General features: G+C 64.7%; 24 protein-coding genes and 1 tRNA gene. 11 read left to right on the forward strand and 14 right to left on the reverse strand.

Going from position 1 to position 25,258, the window contains the following annotated elements:
* Positions 1 to 50 precede the first annotated feature (50 nt).
* Complete coding sequence (locus AQZ52_RS04240) at positions 51 to 737, forward strand: CPBP family glutamic-type intramembrane protease (RefSeq protein WP_067906672.1); 687 nt, start codon at positions 51 to 53, stop codon at positions 735 to 737.
* Here the strand turns inward: AQZ52_RS04240 and AQZ52_RS04245 are convergent.
* The 4 genes from AQZ52_RS04245 to AQZ52_RS04260 all read right to left on the reverse strand — a co-directional run bounded on the left by AQZ52_RS04245 (position 734) and on the right by AQZ52_RS04260 (position 3,595).
* On the reverse strand, positions 734 to 1,228 hold the full coding sequence (locus tag AQZ52_RS04245; protein WP_067906673.1) for a GNAT family N-acetyltransferase: 495 nt from the start codon (positions 1,226 to 1,228) through the stop codon (positions 734 to 736). The two genes, AQZ52_RS04240 and AQZ52_RS04245, sit on opposite strands and share 4 nt — an antisense overlap.
* A gap of 22 nt (positions 1,229 to 1,250) precedes the next feature.
* Complete coding sequence (locus tag AQZ52_RS04250; RefSeq protein WP_067906675.1) at positions 1,251 to 1,487, reverse strand: DUF2312 domain-containing protein; 237 nt, start codon at positions 1,485 to 1,487, stop codon at positions 1,251 to 1,253.
* Positions 1,488 to 1,649: 162 nt separating this feature from the next.
* Positions 1,650 to 2,324: an RlmE family RNA methyltransferase gene (locus AQZ52_RS04255; RefSeq protein ID WP_067906677.1), complete on the reverse strand. Its 675-nt coding sequence runs from the start codon at positions 2,322 to 2,324 to the stop codon at positions 1,650 to 1,652.
* Positions 2,321 to 3,595 carry a Ppx/GppA phosphatase family protein gene (locus tag AQZ52_RS04260; RefSeq protein ID WP_067906679.1) on the reverse strand — a complete coding sequence of 425 codons (1,275 nt, stop codon included), beginning with the start codon at positions 3,593 to 3,595 and terminating at the stop codon, positions 2,321 to 2,323. Before AQZ52_RS04260 ends, AQZ52_RS04255 begins: the two co-directional genes overlap by 4 nt.
* Before the next feature lie 155 nt (positions 3,596 to 3,750).
* On the opposite strand from AQZ52_RS04260, the gene AQZ52_RS04265 reads away from it, so the two are divergent.
* Positions 3,751 to 3,824 (forward strand) — tRNA-Gln (locus AQZ52_RS04265).
* Positions 3,825 to 4,052: 228 nt separating this feature from the next.
* Here the strand turns inward: AQZ52_RS04265 and AQZ52_RS04270 are convergent.
* From AQZ52_RS04270 to AQZ52_RS04300, 7 genes are read right to left on the reverse strand one after another with little or no spacing between them, the layout of a single operon-like run.
* On the reverse strand, positions 4,053 to 6,065 hold the full coding sequence (locus AQZ52_RS04270; protein ID WP_240481444.1) for a TonB-dependent receptor: 2,013 nt from the start codon (positions 6,063 to 6,065) through the stop codon (positions 4,053 to 4,055).
* A gap of 5 nt (positions 6,066 to 6,070) precedes the next feature.
* Positions 6,071 to 7,957 (reverse strand): DUF3604 domain-containing protein, encoded by a 1,887-nt coding sequence (locus tag AQZ52_RS04275; RefSeq protein WP_067906681.1) that lies wholly within the window; start codon positions 7,955 to 7,957, stop codon positions 6,071 to 6,073.
* A 19-nt stretch (positions 7,958 to 7,976) separates the two neighbouring features.
* The gene (locus tag AQZ52_RS04280) at positions 7,977 to 8,981 is read right to left on the reverse strand and encodes a HupE/UreJ family protein (protein WP_067906683.1); all 1,005 of its coding nucleotides are present in this window, start codon (positions 8,979 to 8,981) and stop codon (positions 7,977 to 7,979) included.
* Complete coding sequence (locus AQZ52_RS04285) at positions 8,978 to 9,862, reverse strand: peptidyl-prolyl cis-trans isomerase (RefSeq protein WP_067906685.1); 885 nt, start codon at positions 9,860 to 9,862, stop codon at positions 8,978 to 8,980. The genes AQZ52_RS04280 and AQZ52_RS04285 overlap by 4 nt, the downstream gene beginning before the upstream one ends.
* A gap of 55 nt (positions 9,863 to 9,917) precedes the next feature.
* On the reverse strand, positions 9,918 to 10,871 hold the full coding sequence (locus AQZ52_RS04290) for a TauD/TfdA dioxygenase family protein (RefSeq protein ID WP_067906687.1): 954 nt from the start codon (positions 10,869 to 10,871) through the stop codon (positions 9,918 to 9,920).
* Between the two features lie 24 nt (positions 10,872 to 10,895).
* A complete protein-coding gene (locus AQZ52_RS04295; RefSeq protein ID WP_082697542.1) occupies positions 10,896 to 12,290 on the reverse strand; it encodes an MFS transporter in 1,395 nt (464 codons plus the stop codon).
* A 26-nt stretch (positions 12,291 to 12,316) separates the two neighbouring features.
* Complete coding sequence (locus AQZ52_RS04300; RefSeq protein WP_067906689.1) at positions 12,317 to 14,731, reverse strand: TonB-dependent receptor; 2,415 nt, start codon at positions 14,729 to 14,731, stop codon at positions 12,317 to 12,319.
* A gap of 819 nt (positions 14,732 to 15,550) precedes the next feature.
* Here AQZ52_RS04300 and AQZ52_RS04305 point away from each other — a divergent pair.
* From AQZ52_RS04305 to AQZ52_RS04320, 4 genes are read left to right on the forward strand one after another with little or no spacing between them, the layout of a single operon-like run.
* A complete protein-coding gene (locus tag AQZ52_RS04305) occupies positions 15,551 to 16,789 on the forward strand; it encodes a site-specific integrase (RefSeq protein WP_067906691.1) in 1,239 nt (412 codons plus the stop codon).
* Entirely contained in the window at positions 16,786 to 18,027 is a 1,242-nt protein-coding gene (locus AQZ52_RS04310; RefSeq protein ID WP_082697543.1) for a tyrosine-type recombinase/integrase, read from the forward strand. Before AQZ52_RS04305 ends, AQZ52_RS04310 begins: the two co-directional genes overlap by 4 nt.
* A complete protein-coding gene (locus AQZ52_RS04315) occupies positions 18,017 to 18,418 on the forward strand; it encodes a type II toxin-antitoxin system RelE/ParE family toxin (RefSeq protein WP_240481445.1) in 402 nt (133 codons plus the stop codon). The genes AQZ52_RS04310 and AQZ52_RS04315 overlap by 11 nt, the downstream gene beginning before the upstream one ends.
* Positions 18,396 to 18,719: a helix-turn-helix domain-containing protein gene (locus AQZ52_RS04320; protein ID WP_476703800.1), complete on the forward strand. Its 324-nt coding sequence runs from the start codon at positions 18,396 to 18,398 to the stop codon at positions 18,717 to 18,719. Before AQZ52_RS04315 ends, AQZ52_RS04320 begins: the two co-directional genes overlap by 23 nt.
* On the opposite strand, the gene AQZ52_RS04325 is transcribed toward AQZ52_RS04320, so the two are convergent.
* Positions 18,685 to 19,284, reverse strand: a complete 600-nt coding sequence (locus AQZ52_RS04325) for a TetR family transcriptional regulator (RefSeq protein WP_067906693.1) — start codon at positions 19,282 to 19,284, stop codon at positions 18,685 to 18,687. The two genes, AQZ52_RS04320 and AQZ52_RS04325, sit on opposite strands and share 35 nt — an antisense overlap.
* 139 nt (positions 19,285 to 19,423) lie before the next feature.
* Here AQZ52_RS04325 and AQZ52_RS04330 point away from each other — a divergent pair, with 139 nt between their 5' ends.
* From AQZ52_RS04330 to AQZ52_RS04350, 5 genes are read left to right on the forward strand one after another with little or no spacing between them, the layout of a single operon-like run.
* Positions 19,424 to 20,632, forward strand: a complete 1,209-nt coding sequence (locus AQZ52_RS04330; protein ID WP_169793710.1) for an MFS transporter — start codon at positions 19,424 to 19,426, stop codon at positions 20,630 to 20,632.
* A complete protein-coding gene (locus AQZ52_RS04335; RefSeq protein WP_067906697.1) occupies positions 20,629 to 21,111 on the forward strand; it encodes a MarR family winged helix-turn-helix transcriptional regulator in 483 nt (160 codons plus the stop codon). Before AQZ52_RS04330 ends, AQZ52_RS04335 begins: the two co-directional genes overlap by 4 nt.
* A complete protein-coding gene (locus AQZ52_RS04340; protein ID WP_067906699.1) occupies positions 21,108 to 22,661 on the forward strand; it encodes an FAD-binding oxidoreductase in 1,554 nt (517 codons plus the stop codon). The genes AQZ52_RS04335 and AQZ52_RS04340 overlap by 4 nt, the downstream gene beginning before the upstream one ends.
* Positions 22,658 to 23,059: a c-type cytochrome gene (locus AQZ52_RS04345; protein WP_082697546.1), complete on the forward strand. Its 402-nt coding sequence runs from the start codon at positions 22,658 to 22,660 to the stop codon at positions 23,057 to 23,059. The genes AQZ52_RS04340 and AQZ52_RS04345 overlap by 4 nt, the downstream gene beginning before the upstream one ends.
* On the forward strand, positions 23,056 to 23,460 hold the full coding sequence (locus AQZ52_RS04350) for a hypothetical protein (protein ID WP_067906703.1): 405 nt from the start codon (positions 23,056 to 23,058) through the stop codon (positions 23,458 to 23,460). The genes AQZ52_RS04345 and AQZ52_RS04350 overlap by 4 nt, the downstream gene beginning before the upstream one ends.
* 134 nt (positions 23,461 to 23,594) lie before the next feature.
* On the opposite strand, the gene AQZ52_RS04355 is transcribed toward AQZ52_RS04350, so the two are convergent.
* Complete coding sequence (locus AQZ52_RS04355; RefSeq protein WP_067906705.1) at positions 23,595 to 24,521, reverse strand: SDR family oxidoreductase; 927 nt, start codon at positions 24,519 to 24,521, stop codon at positions 23,595 to 23,597.
* Positions 24,522 to 24,523: 2 nt separating this feature from the next.
* Positions 24,524 to 25,219, reverse strand: a complete 696-nt coding sequence (locus AQZ52_RS04360; RefSeq protein ID WP_169793711.1) for an NAD(P)-dependent oxidoreductase — start codon at positions 25,217 to 25,219, stop codon at positions 24,524 to 24,526.
* Positions 25,220 to 25,258 lie beyond the last annotated feature (39 nt).

Genomic DNA, 25,258 nt, shown 5'->3' on the forward strand with positions numbered 1-25,258 from the left:
ATCGGGTGCGCACACCCCGTTTTAACCCGCGCTGCGGCATCACGGTCGGGATGACAGCCTTTTTCGACGATTTCACCGCCTGGCTGGTGCGGCCTCGCTTGATCGAGCCCAGCGGATTGCGGGCGCCCGGTGCCTGGAAAGTCCTGCGCGCCATGCTGGCGCTGCATCTGGCGGTGCTGCTGCTCGTGCTGCTGCCGCTGCTGGGCCTGTGGCAGAAGCTGATGGACCTGCCTTCGCCCGAGGTATTCGGTGAGGTGTCCAAGGCGATGCTGGTGCCGTTCGTGGTGCTGCTGGCGCCGGTGGCCGAGGAACTGGCGTTTCGCGGCTGGCTGACCGGGCGGGCGCGCGCGGTGTGGCTGGTGCTGTGCGGGTTCGTGGCGGCCGGGTTCCTCGCGATGGTGAGCCTGCACGTTTACGAAGTGCCGGCCAGCTTTGCAGTGCTGGGCATGGGGCTTGTCGCCCCGGCCGGCTGGTGGTGGCTGCGCAAGCGGGGTGTGGTGCCGGGGTTCGAGGCCGCCTTTCCGGTTCTGGTGTGGCTGTCGATCGTGGTGTTCGGGCTCTCGCACCTCAGCAACTATCCGAGGGTTTCGTGGGCGCTCCTGCCGATGGTGCTGCCACAGCTCTGGGCCGGGATGACGCTGAGCTACACGCGCATGCGGATCGGCATTTTCGGTGCGATGCTGATCCATGCGGCGGCCAACGGGATTTCGGTGAGCCTCGCGCTGCTGGGGGTCTAGAGCACCCGCTGCCACCAGCCGACATCGCGCCAGGCACCCATCTTCCAGCCGACTTCGCGGTATATGCCCACCGGCGTGAAGCCGCAGGCCTCGTGCAGGGCGACGCTGGCGGGGTTGGGCTGGGCGATCCCGGCAAAGGCGGCATGAAAGCCCCTGGCCTTCAAGCGCACGAGCAACTCGCCATAGAGCGCGCGGCCGATTCCGGCGCGGGGGAAGTCGGCGCTCACATAGATCGCCACGTCGCAGGAGGAGGCATAGGCGGCGCGGGTGCGATGCGGGCTGCCATAGGCATAGGCGGCGACCACGCCGTCCCGCTCCGCCACGAGCCAGGCATGGCTGGCACCATACGCGCCCATGCGGCGGGCCATTTCGGCGGCATCGGGTGCGTCCAGTTCGAAGCTGACCCAGCCATCCGTGACGTGCGGGCGATAGATGGCCGCACAGGCTTCGGCGTCTTCGGGGCGGGCCGGGCGGATCAGTAGTGGCGACATGGCCCGACCCCCTTGCCCGTTCCTATTCGAGGCCGAGCGCGTTCTTGTAGGTGTCGAGGATCGCTTCCATCTCGCGGCGATCATCGGGCTTCAGCTTCCGGAGGCGGACGATCTGGCGCATGATCTTGGGATCATAGCCGACCGACTTGGCTTCGGAGTAGACGTCCTTGATATCGTCGCCGATGCCCTTCTTTTCTTCCTCGAGGCGTTCGATGCGCTCGATGAGGAGGCGCAAGCGGTCGTCGGCGGATTCGGCCATGGGGTAGGATCTCCGGTCAGAATGGGTCGCGACCGTTAGGGCCGGGATGCCGATTCGCGCAAAACTCCGCCTGTGGAAATGTCCTGATTTGTTGAAATTCACGGAAAGGCGAATTTCAAGACGGCACCGGGCCGCTTCGCCCTCCGAGATGTCAATCTCGGATCAGTTGCCTTCTTCGCGGCCCTTGAAGCCTTGCGCGATCACGTACCACTCGGACGAATCCTTGCGGCTCGCCGGCGGCTTGGCGTGCTTCACCGTCTTGAAATTGCGCTTGAGGATCGAGAGCAGTTCGCCGTCGGTCCCCCCCGCAAAGACCTTGGCGACAAAGGCGCCGCCGGGGGCGAGCGTCTGGACCGCGAAATCGACCGCCGTCTCGACAAGGCCCATCGTGCGCAGATGATCGGTTGCCTTGTGGCCGACCGTGTTGGCGGCCATGTCCGAGATCACAAGATCGGGCGCGCCGCCAAGTGCGCCGAGAAGAGCAGGGGGGGCCTCATCGGCCATGAAGTCCATCTGGAAGATGGTCACGCCCTCGATCGGCTCGACCGGCAGCAGGTCGATGCCGACCACTTCGGCCTGCGGGGACTGCTTGCGCACGACTTGCGCCCAGCCGCCCGGCGCGATGCCGAGATCGACCACGCGGCGCGCGCCCCTGAGCAGGCCGAAGCGCGTATCGAGCTCGATCAGCTTGAAGGCCGCGCGGCTGCGCCAGCCTTCGGCCTTGGCCTGCTTGACGTAAGGATCGTTGAGCTGGCGCGCCAGCCAGCGGTTGGAAGAGGCGCTGCGCCCGCGTGCTGTCTTGACCCGTGTGCCCGGGTCGCGGCCGCTGCGGCTCACGATGCGGCGCCTTTGGACGTCTGCACGGCTTCCGCCGCCCGCCGGTCGCCGAGGCCACCCGCTGCCATCAAGCTGCGCAGGATTCCCTCGCGAATGCCGCGGTCGGCAATGCCGAGCCGTTCGGCAGGCCAGATGTCGAAGATCGACTCGAGAATGGCGCAGCCGGCCACAACGAGATCCGCCCGCTCGCGCCCGATGCAGGGCACGGCGATGCGCTCGGCGGGGGAAATGTGGGCGAGGCGCTGGCTGATCTCGCGCATCGAGTCCGTGGGCACGATCACGCCGTCAACCGCGCTGCGATCGTATTGCGGCAGGCCGAGGTGCAGGCTGGCGAGCGTGGTCACGGTGCCGCTGGTGCCCAGCAGGCGCAGGCTGCCATCCACTGCGGCAGCCTCGCGCGCGGGGGTAACGCGCTCGGAAAACCGCGCGAAGCCGTCGGTGATCCGCCTGCGCATTTCAGTGTAGGCGGCGGCGCGGGCCTCTGCCGTCAGTTCGATCGGGCCGATGCTTTCGGTGAGCGAGACTACCCCCCACGGAACCGATTGCCAGTCCATGATGCGCGGCACTGCTTCGCTTGTATCGACGAGGACCATTTCGGTCGAGCCACCGCCGATGTCGAAGATCATCGCGGGACCCTGACCGGGTTCGAGCAGAATGTGGCAGCCCAGCACCGCGAGACGCGCTTCCTCCTCGGCCGTGATGATGTTGAGCCGGATGCCCGTCTCGCGGTGAACGCGCTCGATGAAGGCCTCGCCGTTGCTGGCCCGGCGGCAGGCCTCGGTAGCGACGGAACGGGCGAGATGGACGCCGCGCTTGCGCAGCTTGTCGGCGCAGATGTGAAGAGCGCCCAGCGCACGGTCCATCGCTGCATCCGACAGGCGGCCGGACTGCGCGAGGCCCTCGCCCAGTCGCACGACACGGCTGAACGCATCGATCACCATGAAGTGATCGCCCGATGGCCGCGCGATCAGCAGGCGGCAGTTGTTGGTGCCAAGGTCGATGGCGGCATAGGCCTGGCGGTGGAACGGTGGAGTCTTCTGCCAGGGCGCGCGGGGCGCCTCGATTGGCAGCGGCGGTGCGGAAACCGCCTGCGCGGGCGCGTTCATGGGCAGGCTGGCAGCTGGCCGCAAGGCAGGACTGTCAGGGCTGGTGGCCGACACTGCGGGGGCAGGACGGGCCCCCTTGGGACTGCCGCGGGACGCCGCCCTGCGTGCCCGCCGCTTTCCCGGCCGCGCCTTGCGCTGCTGCGCCGGCGGATCTAGTTCCGCCATGAGTACCAATCGCTTATGTTTTCCCGCCAAGGGTATGCCCGGCAGGTACTTGGAAGCGATACTAGCGTTCATGCGGCTCGTGGGCAAGCACGGCGGGTGCAAGGGGTGCGTTGCCTTGACTTGCGCCGAACCCGCGCTTAAAGGCGCGCCCTCACTGCCCCGTCGTCTAACGGCAAGACTACGGATTCTGATTCCGTCTATCGAGGTTCGAATCCTCGCGGGGCATCCATTTTTGGGAGATTTATCGCTATCACTCAATAACCTATGAGTGATCGTCGAATTTCTTCCCCACACTTTTCCCAACAGACGCTTCTGGCAATGGGCGCACGCTGACGCGTCTCAGCGGACCAGTGCTTCATTCTCTACCCCAGCCCCCGAGTCTTTTGCAGGCTTCGGTGCCGAATGAGATCAGGGATGCGGCGCTTCCCAGCCTCGCGCTGCATCCGCCGCCGCGTGTTCAGCCGAAACGGTAGCGCAGGCTCAGCCGCACCTGGCGCGGTTCGACCGGGTGGATATGGCGGTCCGGCACGCCATCGGCGGGTTCGCCGGGGAGGCGCGAGGGGTAGAAGTAGCTGATATCGGGGACCTTGGCGTCCAGCGCGTTGAGCAAGTCTACGCCGAGCCGGAACTTGCCGCGATCGAGGTAGGCGCCGAAATTGACGAGCGTGGTCGGCTGCGAGCGGACCGAGCCGTCCTCGATCAGCGGCGCGGCACCGAAATGGCGCAAGCGGGCGGAGAAGGTGAGGGCGCGGGTGGGCCGCAGGTTCACGCCGGCAGAGAGGACATTGCCGACGCTGCCCGGGATGCGGTCCTCGCCCTGCGCGACGCCCCTGAAGCGCGCGCGGGTGAGCGCCGCTGCGCCGTCCAGGGCGAGCCATGCGGTAGGCCGCCAGAACAGGCTGGCCTCGATACCGCTGCGGTGGCTGGCTGCGTTGGGCTCGGTCGTGCCGGCGTCGCCGACGAAGACCAGTTCCGAGCCGAGATCGAGCAGAAAGCCGACGAGCGAAGCGGACAGCGCGCCGCGTTCCACGCGCGCGCCGATTTCCGCGCCGCGCGCACGGGCGAAGACGGGCACCCGCTCGGCCGGATCGCCGCTGGCGGGATCAACCTTGATCACGGCGCCGCGCACGTCGTTGGAATGATAGCCCTCGCCGTAGTTGGCATAAATTTCGACCGGTCGCGCGGGCTGCCAGGCGAGCGCGACCTTGGGAGTCAGGATGGCCTTGCCGCCGCGCCCTGAGTTAGCGGTCAGGTCTGAGCGCACGGAATATTGGATGGTGTCTCCGCGCAGGCCGACCACCGCGCGCAAGCCCGGTGCGAGCGTGGCGGTCGCTTCGGCAAAGAGCGCGCCGCTGACTTCGTCGACGCGGTCCTCGCGCACGGTATCGACGATCGTGCCGGCAACCGTGCGATAGAGGCCGACCTGGCCGATCCGATCCCAGCGCGTCTCCGCGCCGATGCGAAAGCGCACCGGGCCAGCGCCGAAGCCTTGGCTGAGCGATCCACCGAACACGCCGCGGCGGTCGATCTGGCGGAACGCGTCGCCGCGCACCGGATCATCGAGGAAATAGGTGAAGTTGGAGGTGAGCTGGAGCCGCGAGCCTATGGCATAGGCGGTGAGGCGGGTATCGCCGCGGTGCCAGTTGAAGGTGAGCGCGATGCGGCCCGAGCGGCCGCCGAGGTCGGGATCGATATAGCCATTGCGGGGGATCAGGCCCGAGAGGATCGCGCGCTCGGGCACCTGATCGGTCGAGACCCAGCGATTGGTATAGCCCATGAGCGAGAGCGACCAGTCAGGCGTGGTGAGGCGGGCCAGCAGGTTGAGCTTCCGGAGCCGCTCGTCGAGCACCCAGGGGCCGTCGGAACGGGTGGCCTCAGCGGCGAGCAGGATGTTGCTGCTGCCGAGCCGGGTGCTGCCTGCGACAAGGCCGCGCCAATAGCCGAACGAGCCGCCGGTGACTTCCGCCAGCGGTTCGGGCAGTGACGACTTCGTCACGAACAACAGCGTGCCGGCGGCTGAGAAGTCGCCCTTGTCGGCGTGGTAGGGCCCCTTGGTGTAGTCGATCCGCTCGACGAGTTCGGGGATCAGGAAATTGAGATCGAGGTATCCCTGCCCGTGGCCGTGGCTGCGCATGTTGACCGGCGCGCCGTCGACAAAGCCCGCAAGATCGGTCCCGTGATCGAGATTGAAGCCGCGCAGGAAATACTGGTTGGCCTTGCCTTCGCCCGAATGCTGCGTGGCGATCAGGCCGGGGACGTTTTCGGCGAGTTCGGCGACGCGCGCAATCGGACGGTTCTCGAAATCGGCATAGCCGACCGTACCTTCCGATCCGCTGGTGGCCGCGCCGATCAGCGGAACGGCGCGGCCATAGACCACGATCGCTTCGTCCGGCGGCGAAGCAGGGGTATCGGCATGCGCCGCCGCCGGGACGAGCAGAGCCCCGGCGGCAACCATCAGAACATGGCGCACGGCAATCAACTGCGGCTGCGCGCCGGGGTGTACCAGATCGGCGAGGACCAGGCGCGCTGCTGGATCGTCGGCGCGACTTCCTTGGGCAGCGGCAAGCCGAACTCGAGCGCGCGCAGGGTCGACCAGCGCGGGGTGGGGATTTCGAGCACGCGGACGTAATAGGCCGCCGGCTGGTCGGCCTTGAACGTGGGATCCGTCCACACGGTGGTGAGTTCGGCCGCGCCGATCGAGTTGTCCCACTTGCCGGTCGTCAGATCGACCGTCGAGCCGACGGCGGGCAGCTTCCCGGTTGCCGGGTCGATCTTGCGGGTGCCGCTCCAGGCGACGTCGAAGATCTTCTCCTGCTGCTTGCCGTTCTCGACATAGACCTTGACCACCTGCACGCGGTCGAGATTGCCGCTCAGCGGGTCCTTGACCGCTTGCACGACAAAGCTTGGCGCGCGGCCCGCAGCGGCGGTTGGCAGATCCCCGCCCATCGGCACGCCGAGGCGGTAAGCCTCATGCACCCAGCCCGGTTTTGCGACGAAGCTGCTCGCGAAATCCCAGCCGCCGAAGAAGCGCACCTTGAGGCGGCTGCCCGAGGTGGCGTAGGTCTCCTTGCGGCGGAAGGCATCATAGATCGCCTCGCGCGTGTTCGATTCCGCCCAGACGCCGGTGAGTGCGCCGGGGCTGAGGATCACCGGGTTGAGCCCCGCCGAAAGCCCGGAGGGCTTGAGGCCGAGCGCTTGTTCCGCGGTTTCCCGGTTGAAGCGGCCACCACCGAGATTGGCCCCGGCGATGCCGCCATATTCCTGCGCGGTTGTGACCTGGAGGCCGCCGTGCAGATCGCTCGAGCCTTCCGCGCCGTCCTTGTAGGGGTTCACGCCCAGTTTCTGCTGCAGTACGAGCCCGCGCCCGAGCGCATCGCGCCAGTAGGAGCCGGCGGGCTTGCTAGGCTGCGTGCCGATCAGCAGCTTGTCGAACAGCTCGTAATTGGCAAACTCGTCATTGGCCGAAAGCGCCGGGTGCGTTTCCGAGGTGCCCTTGTTCTGCGAGACTTCGCTCAAGGGCTCGTTCGCGGCGCGCAGCTGGGCATAGGCTTCGTCGATCGGCTTTCCGTCGAGCGAGGTCCAGTCGTACATCAACCCGTTGGAGGCGTTGCCGTTGTGCGGGATCGCGATGGCCTCGAAGCCCTGCGTGCGGATCTTGGAGAGCCAGGTCCAGAGGTCCTTCGGGTCCTTCGAATCGATCGAGGTGAAGGGCGCGGGCGCGTCGCTGCCCTTGAAGATCACGTTGCGGTGGAGGTTCTGCCCGCCCGGCATCGAGGTCCATTCATAGGCGATGAACGTCGTGAACTTGCCCGGCTGGTAGAAGTGGTTGGCGGTGTCCTTCTCGCGCCTCCAGGTCGAAGCGGAGACGGCGGCGGCGTTGTCGCCCAAGCGTACGCCGTCGGTGATCAGCTTGACGATCTTGAGGAAGGCCTCGACCCCGCCCTTGCGCGCGAGCTTGCCCACCTCGCTCAGCGAGAACGCGCTTTGCGGATCGTCGAGTTGGTTGAACACGCCGAGGTTTTCGGAGTGATCGGTGATCGCCTCGAAATCGAGCGGGAACGAGCGGCGGATCGGCTGGCCGAGGTAGTCGATCGTCTGGCCCGAGGCGAAGCGGTAGGCGTCATCGGGCGTGGTGCGCGTGCCCATCAAGACATAGGCGTCGAACGAATTGGTGGTGTGGAGGTGAAGGTCGCCGAAGAAGGCTTCCTTGTCCGCGAAGGTGGGCACCGGGCCCGAGGGGTTGGTCACGGGTGCGGCGCTGACGGGCTCGGCCGCGTCGGCGGCACCGAAGCCGATCAGGACATGGTAGGCGAGCGGCAGGCCGAGAGCGGCGCCGAAAAGCCATTTGGTACGCTTGGTCATGACGAGATACCCCCTTTGGTCAGGCAAAATCGATCGCGGCGTGGAGCCGCTCGAGAAACCAGAAGAACGAGAACGAACCGATCGCGTAGCTTGCCGCCATCCAGGCAAAGCGCGGCGCGGCCGGCGGCCAGCGCAGGCGGGCGAGCAGTGCGAGCGCGGCCGTGACGGCGGCCACGAAGAGCAGCTGGCCGATCTCCACCCCCACGTTGAAGAGCAGCAGCGAGAGCGGGATATTCCCCTCCGGCAGGCCGATCTGGTGCAGCGCCCCGGCAAAGGCCGCGCCGTGGAGCAGCCCGAAACCGAAGGCGACGAGCCAGGGCTGGCGCAAGGTGAGGCCATCCTCCCCCCGCGCCTTGCGCACGAGTTCGACCGCAAGGAACAGGATCGACCAGGCGACCATCGCCTCGACCAGCCCGGGATCAAGCGCGATGATCTTCAGCGCGGAGAGCGCGAGCGTGATCGAATGCGCGGCGGTGAAAGCGGTGATCGTGCGCAGCAATTGCCGCCAGCCGGTGGACAGCAGCAGCAGCCCGAACACGAAGAGCAGGTGATCGATCCCGGTCAGGATGTGCTCGACGCCGAGCACGAGATAGGCCGGCACCGCCGCGCCGGCGTGGGCGTCGATGGTCATGGCCGGAGCGCCGGGGCTCAGGATCTGGCTCTCGGTGTCGCCATTTTTCAGGCGGATCAGCAGCAGGGTGTCGGTGATCGTCTTGTCAAGCCCGTCGATGCGCACTTCGCGGCCATTGAGGCCTTGCGAACCGAGCGGCACATTGTCCCAGTGGCGGACCTCGAAGTTCTGCGCGGTCTCGACGCGGTCGGCCTTGCGGTCGATCAGGCCCCCGGCGATGCGCGGGCGCAGGGGAACGACCAGCAGGCCCGCGCTCGGCTGCTTCCACTGCACATCGGCGCGGGCATCGGCGCGCTCGGTGATTTCGAGATAGGCGGGGCGGACTTCGTGCGCCCGGGCCATGCCCGGCAGCGCGAGCAGGAGCGCCAGCGACAGGGAAAGCAGGCGCCTCACGGCAGCGTCACGGTGTAGCGGCTGCGCAGGGCCTGCCACGCGGCATCGTTGCGGGCGCGGCGGTCGGCTTCGATCCAGTCGCGGCGGACGTCCTCGCGCGCTTCGTCAAGGCTGCGGGTCCGCGCCGGGCGGTCCTCGGTCACGCGGATCACGTGCCAGCCGAAACCGGAGCGGAAGGGGCCGGCCCACTGGCCGGCCGGGGCCCTGAACACCGCATCGCCGAAGCCGGTGCCGCCATAGATGCGCTCGATCTCGTCGCGCGAAAGGGCCACGGCGGTCGGCGGGCCGGGGAAGGCATCGCCCGCAACCTTGGCCGAAAGCGCAGTCGTCGCCAGCGCCTTGGCCGCCGCCTCGCCGCGCTGGTCGGGGGCGAAGTAGCGCTGCTCGAAGCTCACCCGGCGAGGCTCGGCAAAGCGGTCCTTGTGCGCGGCATACCATGCGGCGAGCTGCGAGGCGCTTGGCTCGCGCGGGGCGGCCTGATCCTGCTGCAGAAAGTCGAACTTCTGCGCGATGCGGCGGCGGACGATCTCGTCGTTCTTGTCGAGCCCCAGGGCGAGGCCCTCGCGCAGGTAGATTTCCTCGCGCACCGCGTTGTCCACCATCGTGCGCATCTGCTCCGGATCGGGCGGCGCGCCGTATTGCTGGGTATAGCTCGTCGCGATGCGCTGGAGGTCGGCCTCGCCGAGGTGAATGTTGTAGCGCGACTGGCGGGCCTCGATCACATGCGAGACGAGGAAGATCGCGAGGCCGATCGCAACGAAATGCGTCAGCGGCTCGCGCAGCAGGCGCGAGAGGACGCTGCGGCGCGAGGGCTGCGGTGCGGGCGGAAGCGCAGGGCCGGCGCTGTCGAGGGCACTGTCGGACAAGGGATCGAGGTACATGCAAAGTCCTTGAAAAGCGGGGCGACCGAAGGGGATCCGGCCGCCCCGCCCGAGATCAGGCAGGCTCGACCTGCTTGGCCTTTTCCTTCTTGACGGTGCGGCTCTGGCGGCCGTCGATGCCCACAGGGACTTCGCCGTTCACGGTTGCGCGGCGCAGGGTGCGGCGCTGGAGGCCGAAATCGGCGATAGCGCGGTGCTGGGTCGACTGGTTGTCCCAGAACGCCACATCGCCCGCCCGCCAGCGCCAGCGCACGACGTTTTCCGGCCGCGTGATGTGATCCTGCAGGATGTTGAACAGCCGCGCCGAATCCGCCTGGTTCAGCCCAACGAACTGCTTGACGAAGTGGCCAAGCAGCAGGCTGCGCTGGCCCGAGACGGGGTGCACGCGCACGACCGGGTGCTCGGTCTCGTAGACCGTCGAGGCGAAAACGCTCTGGTTGAACTGCGAGCGGCTCTTCTCCGCCTCGTCGTTCTTCGGCGCGTTCTGGAGCACGGCGGCATAGTCGTAGACATTGGTGTGGACGGCCCAGAGGTTGTTCACCAGCTGGCGCAGCGCTTCGGGAAGGCCTTCGTAAGCCGTTTCGCCATTGGCCCAGAGCGTGTCACCACCCGCTTCGGGAATCGTGATCGCGCGCAGGATCGAGCCCTTGGGATAGGCATCCACGAAGGTCACGTCGGTGTGCCAGCTGGAGGCGGCATAGCCTTCCTTGCTGTCGAGCTCGAGCAAGTAGCGCGAGCCTTCCGCGACCGGCACCGTCGGGTGCGCGACGGGTTCGCCGAAGCGGGCGGCGAAGGCTTCGTGACGGTCGTCGGTGAGGTCGTGCTGATCACGGAAGAACACGACCTTGTGGCGCACAACGGCGGCCTTGATCGCCTCGATCACGCTTTCGTCGAGATCATCTGCAAGGCGCACGCCCCGGATTTCCGCGCCGATCGTGCCGGTGACGGGATGGATATCGAGCGGCGAGGCCGGGTCTTTGGCATTCACGTAGGTGTTGATCGCAGTCATGGTCGTTTCTCCTGAGGGATGGAGTTATTCGGCGGGCACGAGGGCTGCGGCAGCGACGCTGTCGCGGGCTTCGAGCTGGCGGCGAATTTCGGTGTGGCGCTTGGCATCAAGCGGGAAGCCCAGCATGAGCGTGGCGGCGGCAGAGTGCGCGAGCGCGGGGCCGAGAGCGAAGACCACGATAAGCCAGCGCAGCGCGTCCGGCGTGTTGGCCGCGGCCTTGGGATCGAAGCCGAGCCAGGCGACCAGCGGCAGCGCGATGCCCACCGCGAGCGCGCCGCCCAGTTTGATCGAGATGCCGAAGACCGAGAAATAGAGCCCGGTGCGGTCCTCGCCAGTCGCGAGGCGGTGATCGTCGGCAATGTCGCTGACAATCGAGCGCAGCATGAGATTGCCCGAACCCTGGCTCAGCCCCTGCAGCGCGGCGAGCAGCAGCATCAGCCAGAAGCGGTCGGCGCTGAGGAACAGGAGGCCGAAGTTGATCGCGGCCTGGACGAGTTCGGCGAGCACCGCGCCTTGCGCCTTGCCGAGCGCCTTGCCCACGCGCTGCCAGATCGGCGCTGCAAGGATACCGAACGAATACTGGAACAGGAACATCGCCGCCGCCCACTCGGGCCTGCCCAGCGCGAAGGTGACCACGAACAGCAGCAACCCGGTGCGCACGCCTTGCCCCGCGGTGACGGCGGCATCGGCAGCGAGCACGCGCAGCAGCAGCGGATTGCCCAGCACCGCTTTCAGCGCGGCACGCGGCGAGGGGCTGTGTTCGAGCGCGGGCGGCGTGCTGTCGGGCACGGCGGTCAGCGTCAGCCACAGGCCGGGAAGCGCGGTGGATAGCACCAGCGTGCCGAACAGGGTGAGCCGCAGTTGCCCGTCGCCGGGGCGCAACTGGTCGGCAATCGCCGGGAGCACCAGCGCCAGCACCAGCGCGCAGGACGAAAGCAGTGTGAACAGCGAGGCAATCCGCGTGCGTTCGTGATAGTCGCCGCTGATCTCGCCCGACCAGGCCATGAGCGGCGTGGAGAGCGCCGATGACCCGCAATAGTAGAGCATCACGCCGAGCCCGACCCAAGCCGTGCTCACCCCGGCTGGCGGGAAAAACAGGATCGCACTGCCCGCTGCGAACAGCAGCCCGCCACCAAAAATCCACGGACGACGGCGGCCGAACCGGCTCTGCGTGCGGTCACTCAATGTGCCGATCAGCGGATCGAGCAGCGAATTGATCACCTGGCCCGCGAGGAACAGCAGCCCCAGCGTCGCGAGGGGAATGCCGTAATGCCGCGAAAGCAGCGCCGGGACATAGGCAATGACCGGCTGCGCTGCCGCGTAGAGCGGGACCACCAGCGCACTGAAGCGCAGCAGGCGAAGGGTCGACAACGAGCGGTCGGAGGCCGGAACCGCGAACGCAGATGGGAGAGGATGCATGGTCACCGTCCCGGCCTCCTTCGCTGTCAGAACCGCGTGCGCAGGGTGGCGCCGAAGGTGCGCGGTTCGCCCACCTGTCCGGTCACCACGCCGGTCGCCGCCGGGCTGAGGCTGAGGTAATAGTCCTTGTCGAGCAGGTTCTTGGCCCAGATCGCCAAGTCCCACAGGCCGCTTTCGGTGCGCAGGCCGAGCCGCGCGTTGATCAGGCCGTAGCCTTTGATTTGCGCAAGGCTGGAATTGCTCGAGGAGGTGTTGAAGCTCGAGCGGTAGGACCAGTCGATATGCGAATAGGCGCTGATGCTGCCCGTCACTGGCAGGTTGCCGTCCGCGCCGACGGTATAGGCGAACTTGGGCACGCCCGGCAGCTGCTGGCCGCTGAGGTCTGCCGCGACAAGGTTGGGCAGCCCGGCGCGGACCGGATCGATTTCGGGCGCGAGCGGGGCATTTGTGTACGTGACGTATTTGGCGTCGGTGTAGCTCGCCGAGGCATTGAAGGCGAAGCGGTCGCTAGGGGCATAGCGGAAATCGCCTTCCACGCCCTTCGAGCGGACCTTGGGGATATTGGCGATGTACTGCCGCGTGACGCCGATGATGATCGGATCGGTATCGGTGATCGCGGTTTGGTAGTCGCGGATCTCGGTCCAGAAGCCCGCAATGTTGAGCGTCGCGCGGCGATCCAGGAACTGCGATTTCACACCCACTTCGAACGAATCGACCTTTTCCGGTCGCACGCTGGGATCGGTGATCGTGATCGGCAGCTGCGTGAGGTTGAGGCCGCCCGACTTGTTGCCGTGCGAGTAGGTGCCATAGACCAGCACATCGGGAGCGACTTTCCAGCCGAGCGAGACGAGGCCCGAAAGGCTGTCGTCCTTGAGCTTCGTCTCGAAACGCGGGATCACCCGGTTGAAGTTGTTACGGATCGTCTGGATCGCGGTTTGCGCGGGCGCGGGAAACGCCGAAATGTCCGGCGCGCTTGCTACCCACTGCTCGAAAGTGCCGGTCTTCTCCTCGTGGGTGAAGCGCAGGCCCGTGGTCAGCGTGAGGGTCGGCGTGATGTGCCAGTCGGTCTGGCCAAACAGCGCATAAGACTTGGTGCGCGGCTCGGAGAACGAGTTGACCTCGTAGCCGCTAAGCGCCGCATTCGCGACCGGCGCGGGCACGGCGGGGATGAACCAGGTTGGCGCGGCAGCGCCGTAGCCGGTGGCACCATAGCCCTTGACCGTCTGCCAGAAATAGTAGGCGCCGATCACGTAATCGAGCGTGTTGCTGCCCTTCGAGGCAAGGCGCACTTCCTCGCTGAACTGGCGCTGGCGATTGGCCTGCTGCGCCTTGACGATGACGGGGAGCGAGGTGCTTTCACCGTCATTGGCCGGGTCCCAGTCCCACCAGCGATAGGCGGTGATCGCGGTCAGTTCCGAACCGCCGAGATCCCAGTTGATCTCTCCCGAAACGCCGTAGCCCTTCATGTTGGCCTGATAGTGGCTATCGGCCTCGCCCACCCGGTCGAAGGCGTTGAAGCTGGGCAAGGTGTAGCCGGGGAAGCGCGCCGTGCGGATGGAGAAGCTGTTCGGAATCGGATTTCCGTCGGTGTAAGTCGCGGTGTTCGAGACGAACAGATTGAGGACGTTGTCCTGCTTCTGGCGTGAATAGTCGCCGATCACGCGGATCGAGAGGTCGCTCGTCGGCGTGAACAGCAGCTGGGCGCGGATTGATTCGTTGTAGTAGTTCTGCGCGCGCGAATTCTGCGTCTTGTTGAAGGTGAAGCCATTGTTCTGGCTGATCGCGCCCGAGATGCGCACCGCCAGCTTGTCCGGGATGAGCCCGCCGCTTGCCGAAGCGCGCAGCTGGTAGAAGCCGTAGTTGCCGACGTCCGCCCAGCCGCTGAATTCGGGCGTGAAGCTCGGCTTGCGGCTGGTGATGTTGATCACGCCGGAGGTGGTGTTCTTGCCGAACAGCGTGCCCTGTGGGCCGCGCAGCACTTCGAGCGCTTCGAGATCGACAAGGTCGAACTGGGTGGTGCCGACGCGGCCGTAGTAGACGTTGTCGATGTAGAACCCAACGCCGTTTTCGAGCCCGTCGTTTGTCAGCGCAACGTTGGAGCCGAGGCCGCGAATATTGATATTGGTGTTGCGCGGGTTGAAGCTGAACACCTGCAGGCTGGGGACCTGCGCCTGGATCTGTGCCAGCGTGAAGTCGCCGCGGCGTTCAAGCGCGGCGGCGCTCACCACCGAGACGGCGACCGGGATGTCCTGCACCTTTTCTTCGCGGCGACGCGAGCCGGTGACGACGATGGCCTCGCCGCCGTCGGCCGAGCTTACGGCCGCTTCGTCGGGTGTGGGGGCAGGGGCGGGGGCTGCATTCTGGGCGAAAGCAGAGGGCGCAAGCACTAGCGCTGCCCCCGCAGCACCGGCCAGAAGAAGAGAACGCGTGACGAAAACCATGGGAAAAACACCTGGAAATGGGGAGGGCGTGCCACTGCTGTTCCCGCACGAGCTTTTCAGCGGCAGGCGGTGACGGGCGGCAGAAAGAGTCCGCGCTAAAGACCAGCTGACAGGTCTGTCTGCAGGGCGCGCACGGGGCGGGAGATGACCGCGCAAAAGTGCGCGCCGGGGGCCGCGTGGCATGCCCGGCAGATCGGTCAGGTCAGGATGATTGCGCTTTCAGGCGCCGCGGGATGACCCGTCCGGCAGCCAGTGCCAATCTGTGGAAGCGCGCTCAGGCGAGCGCAGGTATCATGTGCATCGTATCACCTCATCATGGAGGGGATCACGGTGCCTGGCGGTGTCGCCCCAGCATCGCGCGCTTTAGCGGTTGGTAACGCGGAGCAAGCTGCATCCCGATCAAAGGCCGCGGATCAGGACCCTTGGTAAAAGCGGCTGGCCTGATCACCATCTCCGCTCGGGTAATGTCTACTTATTGAGTTGAGTCTGGGGCGTCAAGCAGAAGCTTTTCTGTCGGTCGCAGCAGCAGGGCTTTCAAACCTGCGTCCAAGCGAGATGGATCCGGTAGACAGTCAATGACCGCAGCGAAGTTCGGAGCGGTTCAGGGCGCATTTCGCATCGCTGCAGGCCCGCGCCTGAGGGCAGCCAAAGCTCCATCGAGCCCCTCTAGCCATGAACTGACTGGTTGCCGGTCTAGGGCCTCTACATGGGCCGAAAGGAAGCGGGAAGTAGGCACACCGTACGCGACAGCGTCGCAGCAATGGAAAATAAACCATTGGGATAGCGTGAATTTGTTCCTTCTATGAAGGAGCAAGATCGATGTCAACGAATGGCCATGTGGTAACGTCAGAGGCGGTCAGGAACGCCGGATCGACTCGGTGGCGTGGAAGCAAGAGTACAAGCGAGAAGGTCAAGCTCAACGGGAACATCGCCCGGCGCAAGGTTATCGGGCAGGAGTTCTTCTGGTGGGATACCGAGTTGCCGGGGTTCGGCTTGCGGGTCTTTGCCAGCGGCGCGAAGTGCTGGTTCGTCCAGTTCCGCCAGCGCGGCAAGCAGAAGCGAGTAGCCCTCGGCAGACCTCCTGAAATGCGCGCGGAAAAGGCGAGAGCTTTGGCACGCGCACAGCTTGCGAAGGCGGCGCTCGACGGACTGCCTACTGCCCCGAAGGTCTTTGCCAAGGGCAAGGGCGGCGGCGGAATGCTGTTTTCCGACTACGCACCGCGCTTCTGGGATGACTATGCCCGGCACTGGAAGCCATCGACACGCAGGGGCAATCGGCGCTCGATCTTCAAAGAACTCGTTGGGGCCTTCGGCCGCCAGCGGATCGACGCCATCCGCAAGACGGATGTGCTGCGCTGGCGTGACAGCTGGGCCGCTCGCCCGGGTGCCTTCAACCGCACGATCCCGATCCTGTCGGTGATGATGGGTTACGCCGAGCAGCTGGGCCTTCGCCCGCGCGGCTCCAACCCATGTAAGGGCACGCCGCGCTACAAGCGCAAGCTGCTCGAGCGGTTCCTCAGCGCCCGCGAGTTCCATCGCCTCGCCGCAAGCCTCCGCGCATTCGAGGAGAGTGATCCGATTGCCGTCCAGGCGATCCGACTGCTGATCTATACCGGTGCACGCCACGGTGAAATCGTCGGCCTTCGATGGGAAGGGGTGCAGCCGCCGCGCTTGATGCTGCCGGACAGCAAGACCGGCGCAAAGATCATATACCTCAATCGACAGGCCTGCGATGTGCTCGAAGGCCTGTCGACCAAAGCCGAAGTCGGCCTCGTGTTTCCATCAGCAGGGGGCGACAAGCCGATTGCGCTCAGTGTTCCGTGGCAGGCGATCCGGCGGCACGCGGCGTTGCCTGATGTTCGTCTGCACGACCTGCGAAACAGCTTCGCGTCTGTCGCCATTGCTGATGGCATCTCACTGGTCGTGATTGGCAAGCTGCTCGGCCACGCATTGGCTGAGACAACCGAACGCTATGCGCACCTCGCCGATGAGGCGATCGCGGATGCGGCAAAGCGCGTTTCGGGCTCGCTCGCCTCGTGCCTGGGGATTGCGGCATGACCCGGGTCTCGCTGGCCGGCATCATCGCTGATGATCTTGCAACCCTGCGCCGCATTGATCCTGGCGATCGACCCCGCGGCAGGCCGCGCCGGACTGTCTGGTCTGAACGGCTTCCGGGGTTCGGCGTGCGCCACTATTCGTCCGGGCGGAGCACCTACATCGTTCAGGCACTGATGAACGGGGTGACCCGAACCATCACCCTCGGCAACGCCAACGTGCTGAGCAAGCAGCAGGCTTTGATTGTCGCCCGGCGGATCTTGCTGCGCGCTCAGGTCGGCGAAGACCCGGCAACGAAGCGAAAGCAAACCCGCAAGGTCCCGACTTTCGACGATTTCCTCTCGCTGTACTGGAAGCAGTCCGCTGCCAAGTGGAAGCCGCGCACACTCGAAACCCACAATGGCTATCGCCGGAAGCACCTGGCCGATGCCTTCAGCGGCATGTTCATCGACGAGATCGAACAAGCGCACGTGTTGGCATGGTTCAATAAGGTGTCGATCAGCAGCGGTCCGGGTGCGGGCAACCGCTGCTTTGAAATTCTGCGTTCGATGTTCAATCACGCTGAGCGATGGGGCATGCGCCCCGAGGGAAGCAATCCCTGCTCTTACATCCGGCCCAACAAGCGCCGGAAGTGCGAGCGCTTCCTGTCCAATCAGGAGATTGCCAGATTGGGCGACGTGCTCAGCCAGAAGACCCGAACCCAGCCGCTCCATAGCGCCATCATCTATCTTCTGTTGCTGACTGGTTGCCGCTTATCGGAGATCGTTAGTCTCACATGGAGCGAGGTGAAAGGTGGCAAGCTGCTCCTCCATGACAGCAAGACCGGCCCGCGCACCGTCTGGCTCGGCGACGAAGCCCGAATGTTACTCGCCTCTCTCGAACGGCGTGGTGCCAGCGATCCGGTGTTCTGGAACAAACTGACCCGGCGGCCTGTCCGCTGCATCACCCAGTTCTGGCGGGATGTGAAAGCCGAGGCCAATCTTCTAGGCGTCCGGTTGCACGATCTCCGGCACAGCTTTGCCAGCCACGCCGCCGCTCGCTCCGAAACTCTGCCCATGATCGGCAAGCTTCTGGGCCATGCCAAGTTGCAGACGACATCACGCTATGCCCATCTTGATGATGGGCATGTGCTCGATGCGGCAGAACGGATCGGCTGCCTCATAGCTGATATGATGGATGAGGATCATTCGTTGAACAGTAACACTATGTATGATACATGGTTGCCGATTCATGACCGGTAAGCTGCAAATCCGCATCTACAAGAATCGCTGGTTTGCGAAATTCGCGAGCCGTGAAGGGATCAGCGATGCGGCGCTTGTCGCGGCGGTGAACCAAGCCAATAGCGGCCTCGTCGACGCCGATCTGGGCGGGGGCCTGATCAAGCAGCGTGTTGCGCGCGAGGGCAGAGGTAAATCCGGCGGCTATCGCACGCTGGTCTTCTTCCGCCACGAGGAACGGGCCATATTCGCTTTTGGATTTGCCAAGAGCGACAAGGCCAACCTCAACGCGGTCGAGTTGCGGACCTACAAACAGGCCGCCAAGATCGTGCTCGCGCTCACACAGGCGCAGATCGATACCGAGGTGCGTGAAAAAAGACTGTTCGAGGTGAATGACGATGCCAAAGACTTATAAAAGCGAGGCGCTGTCCGCCATCCACGAGATGATGGAAGGGCTTCACGAAGGTGGGGCCATTGACAAGCGCACGTTGCGTGAGTTCGACGAGGCATGTCTTGCCCCGGCGACACCGCTAATGGCCGATGAGATCAAGGCCATTCGCGAGGCGCAGCACGTCTCACAGCCGGTCTTTGCGCGCTATCTCAACGTGTCGAAGAACCTCGTCTCCGATTGGGAGCGGGGCAAGAAACGGCCGGGTGGGCCTGCGCTGCGACTTCTCTCGATTATCCAACGAAAAGGTCTGGAGGCGGTGGCTTAGTTCCGTTGGTCTGCTGGAAGGAGAGATCAACACTTGCCAACCCCTCGGCCAGTTGCGTTAGGGCCAGAAGGAATGCGGCATCGCTATCGAGGTTGCCGATCATCATGGGGCGCACCGAGGCGTTGCTTTCGAACAGCGACCAGCCAAGCGTGAAGGCCTGCATGCTGGAGCACGCTATTCTGGCAAGATCGCGGCTCATCCCGCCCGCTTCGAGGTGGTCCAGAATGACATTGGCCACTTCCTGCTCGACGGTCTGCGAGGGCTGCACGAACGCGACGAGTCTGGCTGAATCGCGGTTGATGCGGTGACTGTCGCGCAAGGCTGTCCCGAACGAGATCAGCCAATCTCGTCCGGTTGTCTCAAGTCCGGTCTGGGCGATGACTTCCCGCAGGAATTGCTCGGCCAGCAGGCCGTAGAGCTGTGCCCGGTCGCGGACATGCCAGTAAAGCGCCGGCGTCTGCACGCCTAGCGCGTCGGCGATCTTGCGCAGGCTAAGCTTGTCGAACCCCTCCTGCTGAAGAATCTCGCGTGCCGCACTGACAATCACCTGTTGATCCAGGGCCATCCCCACCTCCGGCTGGTCCTATTGACTTTGATCAAGCGGTACGCAATCACCTTAAGGGTATTAAGGAGAGGACAGCAATGGGCATCTGCGCGATTTGCGTGCGTGGCAAAACACGCCCGAATGGGTTCGGGGACGCGCGGTGAGCACGGTTGATCAGCCTAAAGCTGGCGCAGGTTCGTTGCCGCTCCTGCTCGTGCTGGTGTTCCTGAACATCGCCGGCTTCAGCCTCATTCTGCCGCTTCTTCCCTTCTATGGACACGCATTCGGTGCAGGCCCGTTTGCTATCGCGTGCCTCTTTGCGGCCTATTCGCTGGGCAATATTGCCGGGGAGATTTTCTGGGGTCGGCGATCGGATCTGACCGGTCGCAGGCCTGTTCTGGTGCTGACCACAGCCTGCGCGGCCGTGACGTACATCGCATTTGCATTCTCGCAGAACCTTGAAACCGCATTGGTCCTGCGGGTCGTCGGCGGTTTTTTCGGTGGCACACTGGGCGTCGTGCAAGGCGTGATCGCGGACATCACGCCGCCGCGTGATCGAGCCAAAGTGATGGGGTTCTTCGGAGCGGCTTTCAATTTCGGCTTTGCGGTCGGACCCGCGATCGGCGGTCTGCTGGCTTCCCCGGAGCAAGGCCTTGCCGGCTTCCATCTGCCGATCTTTGCGGCGGCCGCGCTTGCGGCAGGCGCATCGCTTTGGGCCTGGCAGTTTCTTGCCGAAACTCGTCAGCCCGGCCCAGCAAGAACGCCACCCAGATACGGCGAGGCCGTCAGCTTCGTGAGCACGAGTCCGCTGCTCTGGCGGCTGCTCCTCATTTCCTGGTGCGGAATTGCCATCTTCGCGTCGACCGAAGCGATTTTCGGCCTGTGGACCGAGCGCGCCTTTGGCTGGACGACGCACGAGGTGGGCCTCACCTTCCTCGCCGTCGGCGGGGTCGGCCTGCTCGTCCAGACGCTGGGGATCGGCCCGCTGGTCAAACGCTTCGGTGAGGCGAAGGTCATCGTTGGGGGACTGATCCTGCTGTGCGCGGCGGTAGGGCTGCAGCCTGTTTTCCATGCGCCGGTCGCCACCGTCTGCCTCATGGCGCTAATGATGGCAGGGCATAGTCTTGCCTTTCCCAACGCGGGGGCGCTGATTTCGCGCAATACGCCGCCCGAACGCCAGGGCAGTGTCATGGGCCTCAGCATGGCATCGAATGCCAGCTCAAGGATCATTGCGCCACCCTTGTTCGGCCTCGTGTTTGGCTTGTCCGCCGATGCCCCTTTCCTGCTCGGCGCAGTAATCATTGTTCTGGTGGTTCCGGTCGCGCTGGCCGTCGTCAAGCTGACTGCACCGAGGCCCGCAACAGCATGAGCCGTCTCGACAGTTCGCGCGTGGATCGCGACATTGGCCTGCGGATCAGCCGTGCCAGCCGCGCCTTGGCCAAACACCGGATCGGCAGGCTGCGTGTTCGCCACCTGACGCCCAAGGGCGCGACGTCGCTCCTGCTGGTGGACAGTAATCCGGGGGCCACGCAAGCCGACCTTGCTCGCTATTTCAGCAATGGGCGCACCACCATGAACGGCCTTGTTCAGGAACTGCTGGGTGCCGGTCTGCTGGAAAGCAGGGCCACAATCGAACGAGGCCAGGCCCTTGCGCTCCATACGACGCCTAAGGGCGAAGCAGTTGTTTCGTTCGAGCTGGGCGCTATCGATGCGCAGTTCGAATTCTGCTGCGAGGTCATAGGCCAGGCTGCAACGGAGCAGCTCATGGACCACCTACTGAAGCTCTGCATGGCCGCCGAAGCAATCCAGCCCGGGCCTAGACTTTCGATCACGGATCAAGAATCATGAAACGGACCGTAATAGATCTGCAGGGCCTGCAGCTGGCGCTGCGGGACTTCACCGCACTGCTGGGCAAGGACCGCGTGTTTACAGCGGAAGAGGACAAAGACGCCTATTCCGACCATTTTGCCGGTGCCAATCAAGCGGCGGAGCACCGCCCTTCCGCCGCGATCGCACCGGATACCGTGGAGGAAGTGCGCGAGATCGTGCGCATTGCCAATCGGCACGGCACGCCGCTCTGGCCTATCAGCCGGGGCAAGAACTTCGGCTATGGCGGCTCTGCGCCGGTTCTCGCGGGATCGGTCGTGCTCGATCTCTCGCGCATGAAGAAGATCGAGATCGATGAGCGCAATGGCACCGTGGTTGTCGAACCCGGTGTCAGCTTCTTTGATCTCTACGATTTCATTCAGGCGAAGGGGCTCCCGCTGATCCTCTCGGTACCGGGCAACAGCTGGGGCTCCGTGGCCGGCAATGCCCTCGACCGGGGGGTAGGCTATACGCCTTATGGCGACCACGCCTCGCGCATCTGCGGGCTCGAAGTGGTGCTGCCCGATGGCGATCTGGTGCGCACCGGCATGGGCGCCATCGGTTCGGGACCAACCTGGAACCTCTACAAGCCGGGCTACGGGCCAAGCTGGGACACGATGTTCTGCCAGTCCAACTTCGGCATCGTAACCAAGCTGGGCCTGTGGCTGATGGCGGAGCCAGAATCGGTGCTCGGCCTCAACATCGATGTCGACAAGCCCGAGGATCTGGGGTGGCTGATCGACACGCTGGCCCCTTTGCGACGCAATGGCATCCTCCAGCAATCGCCTTCGATTGGCAACTGGCTGCGCGCCGCGGCCACGCTCACCACGCGCGAACAGTGGGCAAAACCTGGCGAGAAGCTTGGCTCAAGCGCAATTGCGGCCATCCGCCAGAAGTTCGGTATTGGCTGGTGGGCGGTCGCCCTGCGGTTCTATGGCCCGCTCGAGATCACCGAGGCGACGATGCGCGTTGTCGAAAGGGCGTTCGAGGGGAAGCCGGTCCAGAAGCTCGGGCGCACCCGATGGGTCAAGGGTGATCCGCCGGAAGGCTCTCCGGTTACCGGCGTTCCGCTGACCTATCCGCTCGCCAACGCCAACTGGTTCGGCGGACGGGGCGGACACCTTGGATTCTCGCCGGTGCTACCTGTTGACGGTGACGCTGCGCTCAAGCTGTTCAAACGCAACTACGAGCTGCACGACCAGTACGGCCTCGATTACCATCCTAGCTTCGCCATCGGCGAGCGGAGCATGAACAACGTCAACCAACTGCTGTTTGATCGCGACAATCCTGCCTTCGTCGCCAATGCCGACAAGCTGTTGCGCCAGCTGGTGAAGGAAGCTGCCGCGCAAGGCTATGCCGAGTACCGGGCGCACATCTCCTATATGGACCTGATCGCGGACACGTTCGATTTCAACGACCATGCCCTGCGGCGACTGAACCAGAAGGTGAAGGACGCGCTCGACCCGCGCGGCGTGATCGCGCCCGGCAAGAGCGGCATTTGGCCGGCCAATCGGCGGGAGCATAAAGCATGAGCCGCGTTCTGTGGTGGACCGTACCCTTAGCGCTTGCCGGAATGGTGAGCGGGCTCAGCGCCGCGCAGGGTCAAAGCGGCCCTGCCGCCAATGGCGAGCAGAAGGCCAACGCTGGCGCCAATGCGCAGCAGGACCGTTCGTCCCGCAGCCCCGATGAAGCGCTGTTCGTCGAGAAGTGCGCCATGTGCCATCGCCGGATGGGCATGGGCACTGTCCTGCTGGCGCGCAGGATGAATCCCGCGCTCGCTCCGTTGGAAGCACGCACCGATCTGACGGTTGATTACATCAAGACCGTCGCGCGGCAGGGCATGGGCAATATGCCGCCCGTGCGGCGCGGCGAACTCTCGGACGCGCAGCTGGAACGGATCGCGGCCTATCTTGCGAAGTCCAAGCAATGAAAGGGCCGGTGATCAGCCGCCGCAAGGCCATGGCCGGCATGGCCGGGGCCGGAGGCGCGCTTGGGGCTTCGTTCGGGCCTGTGCTGGCGCAGGACAGTCTGGCGGGCGGCCGCACGCCGACGCTGCTGCTCATTGATGCACGCCAGACCGACCCGGCGACGCTTGCGATGGTGGAGCAGCTCTACCCTGCCCAGCGCTACGAGGTGCTCGGACAAGAGCCGGTCCGGGCCTGGCGCGACGGACTGGAAGCGGCTGTGCGAAAGGCTGGGGCGACGCACGTAATTGGCCGTTGGGACACGGTCTATGTGCTCTCGATGCTGGGGCGGGAGGCGTCCCTCCGCATGAGCATCCGGCAGCTGGGGCACAGCACGTTCTGCCTGACCCTGAGCACAAAGGCCTGACACCGCACGCTCACCTTGCTTCAACTGCGGCTGGCCATGGCCAACGAAGCGACGATCCACCAAAGGCGGAACCGGCCCACTCGGTGAGAGCAGATCACGCCGTGAAAGGGGCCTCTTTTTGAGCCGCTCTGTCGCTAGCAATCATTGTAATCCTTGCCTTTGCACAGCTCAAAAACTTCGCGGAGAGATCTGGGCTTTTGGCCTGTAATGAATTCGACGTGATGTGTCAGAATGCCATGATAGCCAGCCTGAAACGCGATGTCCGCGGTCACCATCTCTTCACTGCACCAGAGATGGGCGTCGGGGTGGCCGTCCATGCCTTCGGCATATTGGCGCGGCACACCCATCGCATCAAGCAGCGCATAGCGTTGGTCGATGCTCACCGGTACATAGCGGATGGGAACACCATAAACTTCGCTAGCCATAGCGGCGATGTCACGAAAGCTGACCAGATCTGGTCCGGTGACTTCGTAGACAGCGCCATCGTGCCGCGCAGGATCGAGCATGCAAGCCACTGCCGTTCGGGCTATGTCATTCTTTGAAATCGGCGCGAGCTTGCCGTTGCCTTCAACCTGGACCCATTCGCCGGAACGCAATACCGGCTGTGCCGCTACGGTCGGGAAAACCTCTGCGTAGCAGGCGTTGCGCATGATCGTGTAGCCGATGCCGCAGCGGCGAAGGTCATCCTCGGTGACGATATGGTCGGACGCCGAAAGGGTCGGGTTCTGTGGGTGGATACCCGCTGTCGATGTGTAGACGATGTGTTTGATGCCAGCCCGCTTCGCCGCATTGATCGCGTTGCGATGCTCTGGCACGCGCTTGGTGACGGCAAGGCTGCTGATCAGCATCAGGACATCGGACCCTGCATAGGCGCGTTCGAGCGCTACAGGATCGTTGTAATCGGCGGCATGGACCGCAACGCCGCCTTGGCTGAGCGCATCCAGACTGCTGGGTGTGCGCGTGCTGACAGACAGGTTTTCAGCTGGGATTTTTTCCAGCAGCTGTTCGGTGATCTTTCTGCCAAGACTGCCGGATGCGCCGCTAATGACATACTTGGTCATGCTCAATACCCCACTGTGAAGCGTTCGCGGTGATGCCGGGGCGTGATGACCTCGTTGATCAGTGCCAACGCAAAATCCTCGTTGGAAATCGAGCTTGTCCCATCGGCGGCGAACAACATGTCATCCTTGCCGGTCCGGTATCGTCCAGTGCGCTGACCGGGCCGCAGCCAAGCGGACGGTGCCAGGAACACCCAGTCGAGATCAGTCACCGGCTTCAGCAGATAATAGAGAGCACGTGTGCCCAGGATTGCGTTGCGGTACGGATCGAACGCCTTGTCCCAATAGCTTGAATCAAGATATTCCTTGCCTTCCGGCGTCATGAGACTGGCGGCGCCGCCAACGCAGACCAGGCGCGGGACACCGGCAAGCCGGGTGGCTGCTATGATCGCTTCGTGCCCCGCTACGCATTGATCATAAACATCGGCCATGCTGGCAGCGCGACCGGGGTGGAAGGCATGGATTGCCGCGTCGTGTCCCCGTAGGGCGTCTGCCAGCGAACCAGTGTCGAACACATCGCCTTTTTTGACTGTCAATCGTTCATGCGGCGAGACGGCACCAGGATTGCGAACGATCGCTGTCACAGCGAGCTCGGGCCTGGCCAATGCCTCTGCCAGCAGGAAGGATCCTGCAAAGCCGGTGCTGCCCAGGATCGCAATCTTCACGATTTTCCCTTTCCGGCGATCATCCAATGAACCCATAAACCTCGCCGCCATGCTGGGCAGGCAGGAAAAGGGCGG

The organism is Novosphingobium fuchskuhlense (assembly GCF_001519075.1).
GTDB classification, from domain to species: Bacteria; Pseudomonadota; Alphaproteobacteria; order Sphingomonadales; family Sphingomonadaceae; genus Novosphingobium; species Novosphingobium fuchskuhlense.